A 14,324-nucleotide genomic window follows, 5' to 3' on the forward strand; every position below is an offset into this window, starting at 1 on the left:
CGGCCGGGCGCGGGTCTAGCGACTTGGCATTGCTTTGCCTACCCCGAAAATCGCCATTGTCTTGCGAAGCACCGGCTGCGGCAGCGTTCGTGTCGAACTGGCCCATATCGACCGCGGCCTTCGCCGCTATGGTTTCACGGCGATCGAAACATTTCCGCGCCGCCATGGGCTAGAAGCAATTCCAGGAAAAGTGCGTGGCGGGTCCGGAATTGCGTAACAACAAAGCGGATCGTTCCCGCAGCAGAAGGCGCAGAAATGTCCGAGAAGACCGAAATGTCCACCGAGCTGGCGCTGCTTGGCGTTTTGGCGGTGCTGTGGGGCGCCTCCTACACATTCATCAAGATCGGCGTCGAGACAATCCCGCCTGTGACCTTCATCGCCGGACGCACGCTGATTGCCGGCGCCATTCTGCTTGGCCTCATCCGCTGGCGCGGCCTTGCCATGCCGCGGGATATGGTCAATTGGCGCCGCTTCATGTTCCAGGCCTGCCTCAACAGCGTCATCCCTTTCACGCTGATTGCCGCCGCCGAGCGCTCGATCGACGCCGGTCTTGCGACGATCCTGAACGCGACGTCGCCGATCTTCACCTTCCTGCTGACGGCGCTGATCACCCGTCACGAGCCGGTGAACCTGCGCAAGCTCGTCGGCGTCGGCGCCGGCATCGCCGGCATTTGCCTCATCGTCGGCACCGAGGCCCTTGGCGGCATCGGCCGCCAGCTCTGGGCGCAGCTTGCCGTGGTCGCCGCCACCGTCTGCTACGCGGGCGCCGCCATCTTTGGCCGTAACTTCCGCGGGCTCGATCCGATGGTGCCGGCGGCCGGCTCGATGATCTGCGGCGCCGTGATCCTGATTCCCTTGAGCCTCGTCTTCGACCGGCCCTGGACGTTGACGCCGTCGCCGGCATCGATGCTGGCTCTTTTCGGGCTTTCGGTCTTCTCCACCGCGCTCGCATTCTCGATCTTCTTCCGCCTCATCCACACGCTGGGCTCGGTCGGCACCACCTCGCAGGCCTATCTGCGCGTGCCGATCGGCGTCGGCATCGGCGCCGTCTTCCTCGGCGAAAGCCTCGGGCCGACGGCCTGGCTCGGCATGGCCTTCGTCGTCGCCGGCGTCGCGGCGATGACCATTCCGGCGAGACAGGCCAGGCTTGCGCAATAGTTGCGCCTGGCATCCAGCCTGCTTATCTGCGAAGCGTCTTTCTCGATGAAGGGTTTGAAGACGCTGTGATCCTCGACGCCGCCCGCGCCGCCGCCAGCCGGTTGTTCTCTCCCGAATTCCGTTCCGTTTTTCTGAAGACGCTGGGGCTGACGCTGCTCGCTCTGCTGGCGCTGTGGGTCGGTTTGGAGAGCCTGCTCGAATGGCTGGCCTGGCCATGGCTGCAAACGCTGCTTCCGGGCCTGCCGTCCTGGGCCGGGTGGCTGGGCGGCATCATCGCCGGCATCGTTCTGGCTGTCGGCTTGGCCTTGCTCATCGCGCCGGTGACGGCGATCGTCGCCGGCCTGTTCCTCGACGATGTCGCCCAAGTGGTCGAACGTACCGACTACCCCGACGATCCGCCCGGCCGCGCCGTGCCGGCGCTGCATTCGCTTGCGCTGGCCGTCAAATTCTTCGGCGTGGTCGTCCTCGGCAACATCGTCGCGCTGCTGCTGTTGCTGGTGCCGGGCATCAACATTGCCGCCTTCTTCATCGTCAACGGCTATCTGCTGGGCCGCGAATTCTTCGAGTTCGCCGCCATGCGGTTTCGTCCCGAGCCCGAGGCCAAGGCGTTGCGCCGCAAATATGCCGGCACGGTGTTCCTGGCCGGACTGGTCATCGCCATGTTCCTTGCCGTGCCGCTGCTCAACCTTCTGACGCCGCTTTTTGCCGCCGCCATGATGGTGCATCTGCACAAGGCGGTTGCGGCGCGGGAGCCGGTTTAGCCTTATTCAGTCGCCCCACTACGGAACAACGCCTGCAGCTTACCGAACGGCATCGCCGCCCGGGCGAAGCCGAAGGTGCCGTCCTGCTGGATTTCGCGCGCCGCCGTCTCCAGCATGCCATAGGCGAAATTAGTCAGCCACGGTCCGAGCGAGATGCGCTTGGCTCCGGCCATAGCAAGGTCGGCGATGGTGAAGCCGGGTCGGGCCATCACATTGACCGGCCGGGTTAGCGACGAGCAGATCGTGCGCACCATTTCGACGTCGCCGATGCCCGGCGCATAAAGCACGTCGGCGCCGGCTTTCTCGAAAGCCTGCAGCCGCTTGATCGTGTCGTCGAGATTGGTCTTGCCCCACAGGAAATTCTCGGCCCGCGCGGTGAAGACGAAATCGTGCTTGAGCGCCCGGGCTGCCTCGACAGCGGCAGCGACGCGCTCGGTCGCCAGCGAGAAATCGTAGATCGGATTGCCAGGGTCGCCGGTGTGGTCCTCGATCGAGCAGCCGGCGAGACCGGCGGCTTCGGCCGCGAAGATGGTTTCGGCCGCCTGTTCTGGGCTGTCGCCCTTGCCGCGCTCCAGATCGGCCGAAACCGGCAGCTCTGTCGCCGCAGTCACCTCTCGGCAATGATGGATCATGGCGTCGAAGGTCACGGCGCCGTCCGGCAGGCCGCGCGAGAAGGCGAAGCCGGCGCTGGTCGTCGCCAGCGCCTTGAAGCCGAAGGAAGAAAGAAGCTTTGTCGTGCCTATGTCCCAGGGATTGGGCATGACGAAGGTTGAGGCGTGCAGATCGCGAAATATCTTGCCCTTGTCCATGGCAGGTCCTCAATCATGAGTGGAGTGGTGCGGGGAATTTATCGCGGCCGCTTGAACCGGGCAAACGAATGCTTCCGGCTCAGAAACGTTTGGCGTTTTCTGCTGACAATTTCTCGAAGGCGTCGGAATTCCTTGCGTAATGCGATCTGGCTTTATTCCAGCGATAGGTGACGGAAATGTCGTGCGACACCGCGTTGGGCGCCGCTTCCTCAAACGGCATAGAGTGGAAAATCATGGGGCCTCTCGGATGCGCTCACGCTAGCACGGCGCGTTGCGGTGCGCAGCCGGGTGCGATCAGCGGATCGGCACGAGCCCGGCAAGTTCGCGCATGTCGTCGAACAATATGCCGCCGGCCGCCGCCAGGCCGTCGCGATCGGAGAGCGGATCGGCGTAATAGGAGAACACCCGTATGCCTGCGGCAATGCCGGCTTGGGTGCCGGCGACGCTGTCCTCGATCACGATGCAGTCGGCCGGCGCGAAGCCCATCGTCGTTGCCGCATGCAGAAAGAGATCCGGGAACGGCTTGCCTCGGCTGACCATGGTGGATGAGAATATCGCATGCTCGAACAGCGGCAACAGCCCGGTCTGGCCCAGCGTGATGTGCATCTTCGCGACCCGCGCCGAGGAAGCGACGCAATAGGCGATGCCCGCGGCCCGCACCTTATCGATGAAGTCGCGCACATAGGGGATTGCTTCGACCCCGTGCGAAAAAAGGTCCGGCAGGCCGGCATTCCAGCGCTCGACGAAGTCGGCGCCGAGCCGCACCTCGGTCGTCTCTTCGATCTCCTTCTGCACCGAGGCCATGCTGCGGCCGGAGAAGTTCTTGCGACAATATTCGAATGTGGTCGTAAACCCGGCGATGGTCAGCCATTCGGCGAGGCGCCTGTTGGCAAGGTTCTCGGTGTCGACCAAGACACCGTCGCAGTCGAAGATAACCAGCTTAGGGATTGCCATTCAAGCGGTGCCGGTCGACCCGAAGCCGCCTGCGCCGCGCGCCGTGCCGCCGGCCAGCCCTCTTTCCTCGACCGCAACCTGGGTCACGGCCGCGAAAACGATCTGGGCAATGCGCATGCCGCGCGTCACCGAGAAATCCTCGTCGCCGAGATTGACCAGCAGCACCTTCACCTCGCCGCGATAGTCGCTGTCGACGGTGCCGGGCGTGTTGAGGACGGTAAGCCCATGCTTGAAGGCAAGGCCCGAACGTGGCCGCACCTGGCCCTCCATGCCTTCGGGGATTTCCAGGACAAGCCCGGTCGGCACCAGGGCCCGCTTTCCCGGCAGGATGAGCAGCGGCCGGTCTTCCGGCACCGCGGCGCGCAAATCCATGCCAGCGGCGCCCGCGCTTTCATAGGCCGGCAGCGGCAGGCCATCGCCATGCGGAAGCCTGACGAAACCGACGGTGGGGCCGATGACGGAGGAAGAATGGACAGCCGTGCGCATGAAATCGATCCTATCGGCGCGTGCGGCGATTCGGTCAACTCGCCCACTATACTATCAACGGCTTTCTTTCTGGCGTGACTATGACCTCGCCGTCTACTTTGGCGATTGGCGAAAACACTCATCGCTTCGTCATCCACGGGCGAAGCAAGGAGCGAAGCGACGCGGCGCAGACCCGAGGATCCATGCCGCGACTTCAACGTGTCGCAACGGTGCAGAATTCTGCTCCGCTGTGCTCTAGGATCAAGGTAACGGAATGGACCCTCGGGTCTTCGCGACGCCGCTTCGCGGCTGCTCCGCCGTGGATGACGAAGATAGGGGCCTCGGCCAATCCTAGCGCAGTTCCACCGGCACCACGGTGGTCTCCTTGATCTCCTCCATGACGAAGGAGGCCGAGACGTCCGACAGCGCCACCTTGGCGATCAGCCGCTGGTAGAGCCGGTCATAGGCCTTCACGTCGGCGACGCGGGCCCTCAGCACATAGTCGAGGTCGCCCGACATGCGGTAGACGCCGGTGATCTCGGCAAAGCCGGTGACCGCCGCGCGGAATTTCCGCAACCAGTCCGGGTCATGGTTGGAGGTGCGGACCAGGATAAAGACGGACAGCCCAAGCCCGAGCTTGTCGGCGTCGACCAGCGCGACGCGACCGGTGATGACGCCATCTTCCTCCAGGCGCTTGACACGCCGCCAACAGGCATTGCGCGAAAGCGCCACCCGCTCCGACAGTTGATCGACCGACAGCGTGCCGTCGCGTTGCAGCTCGGCCAGCAATCTTCGGTCGATTTCATCAATTTCCACAGACATGTTGGGATGGTTGTCCCATGAATAGGACGAAAGCAAGGACAATTTGGGACCGGTGAACCAAACCCATGTGGCAGGATACTCAGCATCGGGGCTCATCCCGGCAGGAGGGATCACCATGACGACACGGCTTGCGGCGCTCTTCACCTCTCACCCGGAGAAGGTCGGCGAGACCTATTTCGGCCATATGGCCTTCGCCGCCTGGTTCTGTTCGCGCCTGTCGATGGCCGCGGGCGCCGCGCTCGTTCACGCTTTCTTGCCATTTCTGTTCGAAACTACGGCGAGCCGAATCGTTCGCGAGCTCTATGAGCGCACGCACAACAGAGGTTCGCATGCGGTGAAGGAGCCCAAGGCTCTCCTGGACCGCGCCTGACAGATGGTGGAAAGCGATGTGCCGGTGGGCGGCCTATCTTGGTGAAGCGGTCTTCCTCGAAGACATCATCACCGCGCCCTGCCATTCGCTGATCGCCCAGAGCCACTGCGCCCAGGAAGCCAAGTCGCCGACAAATGGCGACGGTTTTGGCCTCGCCTGGTATGGCGACCGGCCTGAGCCCGGCCTCTATCGCGATATCCTGCCGGCCTGGTCCGACCCCAATCTGAAGAGCCTCTGCCGGCAGATCAAGTCGGGCCTGTTCCTCGCCCATGTGCGCGCTTCGACCGGCGGCGCCACCAGCCGCATGAACTGCCATCCCTTCGTCTCCGGCCGCTGGTCGTTCATGCATAACGGCCAGATCGGCGGTTTCGAAAAGATCCGCCGCGCGCTGGAGAACTCGCTCTCCGACGCGGTCTTCGACCAGCGCGAGGGCACCACCGATTCCGAGCTCTTTTTCCTCTTGATGATCGACCAGGGACTGGCGACCGACCCGCAGGGCGCGGTCTCGCGGGCAACCGGTCGCGTCATCGAAGCCTCCCGCCGGGCCGGCATCGAACCTGCGTTGAAACTGACCGCGGCCTTCTCCGATGGCGAGGCGCTCTATGCCGTGCGCTACGCCACCGACGGCCATGCGCCGACGCTCTATACCGGCGCCTTCGCGAAGCGCGCCGGCCATTGCATCGTCTCGGAACCCTTCGACCGCGACGGCGGCGAGTGGCAGGCGATACCTCCGGCGAGCTTCGTCACCATGACGAGGGAAGGCACCGGCATCCGTCCGTTCGCGCCGGCGGCGGCCCCGCTGGCGCTGGCGGGCTGAACCGCAATTTCGATCAAGCCTCGCCATCCTCTTTCCGCCGGCCGCCGGGTTACTGATCGAACCGCGACAGGGCGTAGGGCTCGATCAATGCATGGCGCTCACCGTTGAGGATTTCGCCGGCCGCAAACAGGCCGACGGCCGGCGCCAGCGTGATGCCGGAATGGGTGACGGCGACATAAAGGCCGCCGACGCCTTCCGCGCGGCTGACGATCGGGAAACCGTCGACCGGCGTTGGACGGTAGCCGATCGTGTGGAAGTCGATTTCCAGCCCGTTGGCGTCGCGCAGCATCGCTTTCGTCGCGGCGAACAGCGCGTGTGCGGCGGCCTCCGGATTCTCACCCGGATCGCCGCCACCGAAATCTGAGCCGGCGATGATACGGCCGTCGGCGGTTTGGCGCATATGCAGTCTGTCAGCCAGCACCAGCCCGTTGAGCAGCTTTGGGTGCGGTCGCGAATGCACGATCAGGCCGGGCGGGGTCTCGATCGGCAGCTTGATGCCTGCCGTCGCGGCGATCGCCGGTGCGCCGGCGCCCGACGCTATCACCACCTCGTCGGCGGCGATGATCTCGCCCGAAGCGACCACGCCCGTGACCTTGCCGTTGACCAGCGCCAGCCTGTCGACGGTTCCCGTGACGAGCCGTGCCCCGCGCCGTTCGGCATCCGCCAGCAGCGCCTTCGTGGTCGCCACAGGCTCGGCCACGCCTTCCTGCGCGACATAAAGTGCAAATTCGGGAAGCTCCGCCAAATTGGGTTCGATGCGCGCCGCCTGTTCGCGCCCGACCCGCTCGATGCCATAGCCCCATGACGAGTGTTCGGCCGCATAGGCCTCGAGCCTGTCCGGCGGCAGGTCGAAGCACAGGCCGCCGCACCAGGCGACCGGCAGGCCGGGCACGTCCTTCGCCAGCCTTTTCCATTCGGCTATGGCGCGGATACGCAGCCGGAAATAGGTTTCCGGATTGCCCCAGCTGGCATTGATCCAGGCGAAGGAATTGGACGTGGCGACACCGCCGGCGCGGCTTTCCGAAACCACCGCCACCCGCGCGCCGGCTTTCGTCAGATGCCAGGCGATCGAAGCGCCGATGATGCCGGCGCCGATGACGATGACTTCTTTCGTCACGCTGCTCTCCATCGCGGTTCTCTGTGATGTCCTTCAACTGCCATTTGCGCAGGCATTTGCCAATGCAAACTTGAGTGCTTGACTTCAATACGTACGTACGTATTATATCGTCATGGCTAGACAATCACTCCGCGAAAACCTTCTCGAAGCCGGCTTCCAGACCATCTGGAATGCGGGCTACACCGCAGCCGGCGTGCGCGACATCGTCGCGGCGGCCGGCGCCAGGCCGGGTTCCTTCACCAACCATTTCGCCTCGAAGGAAGACTTCGCCGGCGAGGTGCTGGAACGCTACTTCGCCTATGTCAGCGGTTTGGTGGAAAAAGCGCTGGCGCGGGACGGTACGCCGCCCATCGGCAGGCTGCGCCGCTATCTCGACGTCATCACCTCGAAGCTCGAGGCGCATGACTGGGCGCGCGGCTGCATGATCGGCAATCTCAGCCTGGAAACGGCTGTTCACAGCGAACCGCTGCGGCTCAGGCTGGTCGACATTTTCGAGCGCTGGCGCCGGCCGTTCGCGGCCTGCATCGCGGAGGGTCAGGCGGCGGGCGAAATATCCAAGACATTCGATGCCGAGGACCTTGCCGATTTCCTGCTGTCCTCCTGGCAGGGCGCCATGCTGCGCATGAAGGTCGAGCGCAGCCCGGAACCGCTCGAGCGGTTCAAGAACATCATCTTCAGCACTGTATTTGGGAAGGAGAAAGCGTGATGAACACAACGACCGACGGACAGCAGGCCACCTTGTGGCGTTCACAGGTGGCGGTGCTGGATTCTACCATGTCCTATCTGGAGGCCGGATCGGCTGGCCCGACCGTGCTGTTCCTGCACGGCAACCCGACGTCTTCCTACATATGGCGCAACATCATCCCGCATGTCGCGCCGTTCGGCCGCTGCATCGCGCCCGATCTGATCGGCTATGGCCAATCGGGCAAGCCGGATATCGACTATCGCTTCTTCGATCAGGTTCGTTATCTCGACGCCTTTATCGACGCACTCGATCTCCAGGACTTGGTGATCGTCGCTCAGGACTGGGGCACCGCGCTGGCGTTCCATTTCGCGGCGCGACGGCCGCGGCGGGTTCTGGGCCTGGCTTTCATGGAATTCATCCGGCCCTTCGAGCGCTGGGAGGATTTCCACCAGCGCCCGCAGGCGCGCGAGCTCTTCAAGGCGTTGCGCACGCCGGGCGCCGGCGAGAAGCTGGTATTGGAGGACAATGTCTTCGTCGAAAAAATCCTGCCCGCCTCGGTCCTGCGGCCGATGAGCGAGGAGGAAATGGCCGCTTACCGCGCGCCGTTCCCGACGCCGCTGTCGCGCAAGCCGGCGCTGCGCTTGCCGAGGGAGCTGCCGATCGAAGGCCTGCCGGCCGATGTCGCCGCAATCAGCGCGCACGACCATCGGGCGCTGCGGCTCTCCTCCTATCCGAAACTGCTGTTCGCCGGCGATCCAGGCGCTCTGATTTCAGCGCAGGCGGCAAAGGAATTCGCGGCGCGGCTGAAGAACTGTCGCTTCATCGATCTGGGGCCGGGCGCCCATTATCTGCAGGAAGACCATCCCGACACGATCGGCAAGGCCATTGCCGGATGGCTGCCGCAGATCGCCCGGGCCGAAAGCGCGGCCGAACCGGCCTGACGCGGAGCGGCGGGCGCCCGCCGCATGTCGACAGGCCGGCGCCACGCTGGTAGAAGCGCCGCCTGTCACACGGAACGCCTTAAAAGAAATGCCCGAAACAATACCCGAAGAGGTTGCGCGCCGCCGCACCTTCGCGATCATCGCGCACCCCGACGCCGGCAAGACCACGCTCACCGAAAAGCTGCTGCTGTTCGGCGGCGCCATCCAGCTCGCCGGCGAGGTCAAGGCCAAGAAGGACCGCATCCAGACGCGGTCCGACTGGATGAAGATCGAGCGCGAGCGCGGCATCTCGGTCGTCACCTCGGTGATGACCTTCGAATATGACGACAATGTCTTCAACCTGCTCGACACGCCCGGCCACGAGGATTTCGCCGACGACACTTATCGCACGCTGTCGGCGGTGGATTCGGCGGTCATGGTCATCGACGCCGCCAAGGGCATCGAGCCGCGCACGCTGAAATTGTTCGAGGTCTGCCGGCTGCGCGACATTCCGATCATCACCTTCGTCAACAAGATGGACCGCGAGAGCCGCGATCCATTCGAGATCCTCGACGAGATCGAGCAGAAGCTGGCGCTGGACACCGCGCCCGTCACCTGGCCGATCGGCCGCGGCAGGACCTTTTCCGGCACCTACCATCTGGCGCTGAACGCGGTGCGCAAGGGCGACGCGGAAAAGGAGCGCACGCCGGTCAACGGGCCCGATTCCAACCGCGTCGCCGGCCTTTTGCCCGAAAACGAACGCGAGGCCTTCATCGAGGAACTGGAACTCGCGCGGGAGGCTTGTCGTCCGCTCGACGTGGAGGCCTTTCGCGAAGGCCACCTGACGCCGGTCTATTTCGGCTCGGCGTTGCGCAATTACGGCGTGCGCGACCTGATCGAGGCGCTCGGCGCCTACGGCCCGCCGCCGCGCGCCCAGGAAGCCGACGAGCGAACGGTCGAGGCAACGGAGGCGAAGATGACCTCCTTCGTCTTCAAGATCCAGGCCAACATGGATCCGAACCACCGCGACCGCATCGCCTTCGTGCGTGTCTGCTCGGGCAAGCTTGAGCGCGGCATGAAGGCCAAGCTGGTACGCACCGGCAAGCCGATGAGCCTGTCGGCGCCGCAGTTCTTCTTCGCCCGCACCCGCGTCACCGCCGACGAGGCCTTCGCCGGCGACGTCGTCGGCATCCCCAACCACGGCACGCTGCGCATCGGCGACACGCTGACCGAAGGCGAGGAGATACTGTTCCGCGGCGTGCCGAATTTCGCGCCCGAAATCCTGCGCCGCGTGCGTCTCGGCGACGCCATGAAGGCTAAGAAGCTGAAGGAAGCGCTGCACCAGATGGCCGAGGAAGGCGTCGTTCAGCTGTTCTCGCCCGAGGACGGCTCGCCGGCCATCGTCGGCGTCGTCGGCGCGCTGCAGCTCGACGTTCTGAAGGAACGGCTGAACATCGAATACACGCTGCCGGTTGATTTCGAGATGTCGCGTTTCTCGATCTGCCGCTGGATCTCGGCCGACGACAAGGCGGAAGTCCAGCGTTTCATCGAGGCGCATCGCGGCGACATCGCCCGCGACCTCGACAATGATCCGGTCTTCCTCGCCCAGCACGCTTTCTCGCTGAACTACGAAGCCGAGCGCTGGAAAGCGATCCGCTTCGCCGCGGTCAAGGATTACCAGGTCCGCGACAAGGCGGCGTAGCGCTGTTTTCCCTTCCCCCCTTGTGGGGGAAGGTGGCCTCGCGAAGCGAGGTCGGATGAGGGTTGTTCCAGGGAACGCAGACGCCTCACTCCGCTGGAACACCCCTCATCCGTCTCGGCGCTTGCGCGCCGATCCACCTTCTCCCACAAGGGGAGAAGGAAAAAGTGATCACCCCTTCGCCGCTTCCTCAAGCCTGTCGATTTCGATCTTGCCCATCTGCATCATCGCGTCCATGACGCGGCCAGCCTTGGCCCGGTCTGGATCCTGAAGCAGCCGCGGCAACTGCTTCGGCACCACCTGCCAGGAAACACCGAACTTGTCCTTCAGCCAGCCGCAAGGGCCGGGCTGGCCGCCGCCTTCGGTCAGCCTGGTCCAGAAATGATCGACCTCAGCTTGCGTCTTGCAGTCGATCGACAGCGAGATCGCTTCGGTGAAGTTGTACTGCGGCCCGCCGTTCAGCGCCTGGAAAACTACCCCGTCGAGCTCGAACGAGGCGACCAGCACCTGGCCTTGCTGAGGATGCCCCTCGGGCCAGCGCGTCACACTCAGCACCTTCGAATTCTCGAAGATGGAGATGTAGTGGTTCATCGCCTGTTCGGCCTGGGTGTCGAACCACAGGAAGGTGGTGATCTTCTGCATCGTCTTTTCCTTTGCGCTTTTCATATGAAAGGTCAGGCGGCGCCCTTGGCGGCGGTGTCGTGAAGGGAACCGAGATAGGCATCGAGCTGTGCGTAACTGCCGGCCATGCCTGACGTCATGCCGGTGCCGAGCGCGCCGTCGCGCGCGGCTTGCGACACGTAGAGGATCGTTTGCGTCAGCAGCGTCTTGCCCTCGGCCTCGGTGAAGGCCACGGTTCCAAGCGTCTCACCGCCGGTCCAGTCCTCGTCGAAAAGCTCACTGGCCACGATCAGGCTCGGCCGGATGATCTCGCGATAGGTGGCGCTCATGCCCATCGGCTGGCCGTCGCGATGCCGCCACACATAGCGCGCCGACCCGCCCACCCTGAGGTCGACCTCGCAAGTCTCCAGCCGCCAGCCATCCGGGCCATGCAGCCAGCCCTTGAGCAGTTCCGGGACGGTCCAGCAATCGAACACCATCGGACGCGGCGCGTCGAAGACGCGGGTTATGCGGACCTCGCGATCGCTGGGGGTTGTAACGGTCAGCGTCGCGACGGTGGAGCGTGGCAATCTCGTGGTGCTCATGGAATGTCCTCTCTGTGTTCGCTTGTCCCAAGGACGTCCGGCCGCGCGCTGGTCCGACACGACTGCTATTTTTCTGATTGGGCCGTGCCATAGGTCGGGTACGTGCGGCTTCGGCTATTGTTCCGCCTCGCCGGGGCTCTTGCTGGCCTGCAGCGCACCCAGCAACGCATCGAGCCGCTGGAAATTACCTTCCCAAATCTTGCGATAACGCTCCAACCACTCCGTGGCTTCGGCCAGTGGCTTCACTTCGAGCCGGCATGGCCTGCGCTGGGCGTCACGGCTGCGCGAGATCAGGCCTGCGCTCTCAAGCACTTTGAGATGCTTCGAGATCGACGGCTGGCTCATGGCGAAGGGCTCGGCAAGCTCCATCACCGAGGCCTCTCCATCGATGAGCCGGGCCAGAATGGCGCGCCGCGTCGGGTCGGAAAGTGCTGCAAACGTAGCGTCGAGTTGATTCACGTTGGATAGCCAATCAGTTATATTCCTAAGTGGCTATATACAAATCGACGTCGATGGTCAACCAGCTTTCTGGCGCAGTGCAAAATGGTGGTCATGCCGGGCCGTGATCGCTATAACCGCTGCCGACTAAATTCGAGCGCCGCCCGCCGCGCATCGGTGTGGCCAGCCAGCAAGGACAATCGAATGCCCGCCTATCGTTCCCGCACCACCACCCATGGCCGCAACATGGCCGGCGCTCGCGGCCTCTGGCGCGCCACCGGCATGAAGGATTCGGATTTCGGCAAGCCGATCATCGCGGTGGTGAATTCCTTCACCCAGTTCGTGCCGGGCCATGTCCATCTGAAGGATCTCGGCCAGCTCGTTGCGCGCGAGATCGAGAAGGCCGGGGGCGTCGCCAAGGAATTCAACACCATCGCGGTCGACGACGGCATCGCGATGGGTCACGACGGCATGCTCTATTCGCTGCCGTCGCGCGAGCTGATCGCGGATTCCGTCGAATACATGGTCAACGCGCATTGCGCCGACGCCATGGTCTGCATCTCCAACTGCGACAAGATCACCCCCGGCATGCTGATGGCTTCGCTGCGCCTCAATATCCCGACCGTCTTCGTCTCGGGCGGCCCGATGGAGGCCGGCAAGGTGGTGCTGGCCGGCAAGGCGCAGGCGCTCGATCTGGTCGACGCCATGGTCGCGGCCGCCGACGACAAGATCTCCGACGAGGACGTTAAGGTCATCGAGCGCTCGGCCTGCCCGACCTGCGGCTCCTGCTCCGGCATGTTCACCGCCAATTCGATGAACTGCCTGACCGAGGCGCTGGGTCTGTCGCTGCCGGGCAACGGCTCCACGTTGGCCACCCATGCCGACCGCAAGCGCCTGTTCGTCGAGGCCGGCCATCTCGTCGTCGATCTCGCCCAGCGCTATTACGAGCAGGACGACGAAACGGCACTGCCGCGCAGCATCGCCTCCAAGGGCGCCTTCGAGAACGCGATGGCGCTCGACATCGCCATGGGCGGCTCGACCAACACGGTGCTGCACATCCTTGCCGCAGCCCATGAGGGCGAGGTCGGCTTCACCATGGAGGACATCGATCGTCTGTCGCGCCGGGTGCCGGTGCTCTGCAAGGTGGCGCCGGCCAAGTCCGATGTCCACATGGAAGACGTCCACCGCGCCGGCGGCATCATGGCCATTCTCGGCCAGCTCGACCAGGCCGGCCTGATCAATCGCGACCTGCCGACCGTGCATACGGCGACCCTCGGCGAGGCCCTCGACCACTGGGATATTTCGCGCACCTCTGCCGAAAACGTCCGCGACTTCTTCCTCGCCGCTCCCGGCGGCGTGCCGACCCAGGTCGCTTTCAGCCAGGACCGCCGCTGGGACGAGCTCGACACCAACCGCGAGACGGGCGTCATCCGCTCGGCAAAGACGCCTTTCTCGAAGGATGGCGGTCTTGCCGTGCTGAAGGGCAATCTGGCGCTCGACGGCTGCATCGTGAAGACGGCGGGCGTCGATGAATCCATCCTGAAATTCACCGGTCCGGCTCGCGTCTTCGAAAGCCAGGATGCCTCCGTCAAGGCGATCCTCGGCAATGAGATCAAGTCCGGTGACATCGTCGTCATCCGCTACGAGGGACCGCGCGGCGGCCCCGGCATGCAGGAAATGCTCTACCCGACCAGCTACCTGAAGTCGAAGGGCCTCGGCAAAGCCTGCGCGCTGATCACCGACGGCCGCTTCTCCGGCGGCACGTCGGGCCTGTCCATCGGCCATGTTTCGCCGGAAGCCGCCGAAGGCGGCGCGATCGGCCTGGTCCAGGAAGGCGACACGATCGAGATCGACATCCCCAATCGCAAGATCAATCTCGCCGTCAGCGAGGCCGAGCTCGATGCTCGCCGCAGGGCGATGGCGGCGAAGGGCGCCGACGCCTGGAAACCGGCCGAGAAGCGCAAGCGCAAGGTGACGACGGCATTGCGTGCCTATGCGGCTTTCGCCACCAGCGCCGACAAGGGCGCGGTCAGGAAAGTGCCGGAGTAAGGAGCGCTTCCCCTTCTCCCCTTGTGGGAGAAGGTGGATCGGCGCGCAGCGCCGA

The 14,324-nt window shown here is 64.4% G+C and carries 16 protein-coding genes; 8 read left to right on the forward strand and 8 right to left on the reverse strand.

The annotated features are described in order from the left end of the window. Window positions 1–255 precede the first annotated feature (255 nt). Window positions 256–1,158: an EamA family transporter gene (locus tag FJ425_RS14560; RefSeq protein ID WP_140629067.1), complete on the forward strand. Its 903-nt coding sequence runs from the start codon at window positions 256–258 to the stop codon at window positions 1,156–1,158. A gap of 65 nt (window positions 1,159–1,223) precedes the next feature. Next, entirely contained in the window at window positions 1,224–1,919 is a 696-nt protein-coding gene (locus FJ425_RS14565; protein WP_140629070.1) for a sulfate transporter family protein, read from the forward strand. 2 nt (window positions 1,920–1,921) lie between these two features. Here FJ425_RS14565 and FJ425_RS14570 read toward each other — a convergent pair whose 3' ends face one another. The 4 genes from FJ425_RS14570 to FJ425_RS14590 form a co-directional block, all read right to left on the reverse strand. Continuing rightward, window positions 1,922–2,728, reverse strand: a complete 807-nt coding sequence (locus FJ425_RS14570) for an oxaloacetate decarboxylase (protein ID WP_140724379.1) — start codon at window positions 2,726–2,728, stop codon at window positions 1,922–1,924. Between the two features lie 294 nt (window positions 2,729–3,022). Then, the gene (locus FJ425_RS14575) at window positions 3,023–3,682 is read right to left on the reverse strand and encodes an HAD family phosphatase (RefSeq protein WP_140724382.1); all 660 of its coding nucleotides are present in this window, start codon (window positions 3,680–3,682) and stop codon (window positions 3,023–3,025) included. Beyond that, window positions 3,683–4,168 (reverse strand): dUTP diphosphatase, encoded by a 486-nt coding sequence (gene dut / locus FJ425_RS14580; protein WP_140629095.1) that lies wholly within the window; start codon window positions 4,166–4,168, stop codon window positions 3,683–3,685. It lies immediately after the preceding gene. A gap of 330 nt (window positions 4,169–4,498) precedes the next feature. Beyond that, window positions 4,499–4,969: an Lrp/AsnC family transcriptional regulator gene (locus FJ425_RS14590; protein WP_140629098.1), complete on the reverse strand. Its 471-nt coding sequence runs from the start codon at window positions 4,967–4,969 to the stop codon at window positions 4,499–4,501. A gap of 115 nt (window positions 4,970–5,084) precedes the next feature. Between FJ425_RS14590 and FJ425_RS14595 the strand changes: the two genes are divergently transcribed. Both FJ425_RS14595 and FJ425_RS14600 read left to right on the forward strand, forming a co-directional pair. Next, window positions 5,085–5,339 carry a DUF6356 family protein gene (locus FJ425_RS14595; protein ID WP_140629101.1) on the forward strand — a complete coding sequence of 85 codons (255 nt, stop codon included), beginning with the start codon at window positions 5,085–5,087 and terminating at the stop codon, window positions 5,337–5,339. Window positions 5,340–5,355: 16 nt separating this feature from the next. Then, on the forward strand, window positions 5,356–6,156 hold the full coding sequence (locus FJ425_RS14600; protein WP_140629104.1) for a class II glutamine amidotransferase: 801 nt from the start codon (window positions 5,356–5,358) through the stop codon (window positions 6,154–6,156). A 49-nt stretch (window positions 6,157–6,205) separates the two neighbouring features. Here the strand turns inward: FJ425_RS14600 and FJ425_RS14605 are convergent, their stop codons facing one another. Further along, window positions 6,206–7,285 carry an FAD-binding oxidoreductase gene (locus tag FJ425_RS14605; RefSeq protein ID WP_140629106.1) on the reverse strand — a complete coding sequence of 360 codons (1,080 nt, stop codon included), beginning with the start codon at window positions 7,283–7,285 and terminating at the stop codon, window positions 6,206–6,208. Between the two features lie 100 nt (window positions 7,286–7,385). Between FJ425_RS14605 and FJ425_RS14610 the strand changes: the two genes are divergently transcribed. The 3 genes from FJ425_RS14610 to FJ425_RS14620 all read left to right on the forward strand — a co-directional run bounded on the left by FJ425_RS14610 (window position 7,386) and on the right by FJ425_RS14620 (window position 10,580). Further along, window positions 7,386–7,979, forward strand: coding sequence for a TetR/AcrR family transcriptional regulator (locus tag FJ425_RS14610; protein ID WP_140629109.1), 594 nt, complete (start codon window positions 7,386–7,388; stop codon window positions 7,977–7,979). Next, entirely contained in the window at window positions 7,979–8,899 is a 921-nt protein-coding gene (locus FJ425_RS14615; RefSeq protein WP_140724387.1) for a haloalkane dehalogenase, read from the forward strand. Before FJ425_RS14610 ends, FJ425_RS14615 begins: the two co-directional genes overlap by 1 nt. Window positions 8,900–8,987: 88 nt before the next feature. Then, entirely contained in the window at window positions 8,988–10,580 is a 1,593-nt protein-coding gene (locus FJ425_RS14620) for a peptide chain release factor 3 (protein WP_140629115.1), read from the forward strand. Window positions 10,581–10,748: 168 nt separating this feature from the next. Here FJ425_RS14620 and FJ425_RS14625 read toward each other — a convergent pair whose 3' ends face one another. The 3 genes from FJ425_RS14625 to FJ425_RS14635 form a co-directional block, all read right to left on the reverse strand. Continuing rightward, complete coding sequence (locus FJ425_RS14625; RefSeq protein ID WP_140629117.1) at window positions 10,749–11,219, reverse strand: VOC family protein; 471 nt, start codon at window positions 11,217–11,219, stop codon at window positions 10,749–10,751. Between the two features lie 32 nt (window positions 11,220–11,251). Next, window positions 11,252–11,782 carry an SRPBCC family protein gene (locus tag FJ425_RS14630; RefSeq protein WP_140724390.1) on the reverse strand — a complete coding sequence of 177 codons (531 nt, stop codon included), beginning with the start codon at window positions 11,780–11,782 and terminating at the stop codon, window positions 11,252–11,254. Between the two features lie 114 nt (window positions 11,783–11,896). Continuing rightward, the gene (locus tag FJ425_RS14635) at window positions 11,897–12,241 is read right to left on the reverse strand and encodes a metalloregulator ArsR/SmtB family transcription factor (RefSeq protein ID WP_181164857.1); all 345 of its coding nucleotides are present in this window, start codon (window positions 12,239–12,241) and stop codon (window positions 11,897–11,899) included. Between the two features lie 183 nt (window positions 12,242–12,424). Here FJ425_RS14635 and ilvD point away from each other — a divergent pair, with 183 nt between their 5' ends. Beyond that, complete coding sequence (ilvD, locus tag FJ425_RS14640; protein ID WP_140629123.1) at window positions 12,425–14,269, forward strand: dihydroxy-acid dehydratase; 1,845 nt, start codon at window positions 12,425–12,427, stop codon at window positions 14,267–14,269. Window positions 14,270–14,324 lie beyond the last annotated feature (55 nt).

The sequence above is a fragment of the Mesorhizobium sp. B2-7-2 genome (genome assembly GCF_006440775.1).
GTDB lineage: Bacteria > Pseudomonadota > Alphaproteobacteria > Rhizobiales > Rhizobiaceae > Mesorhizobium.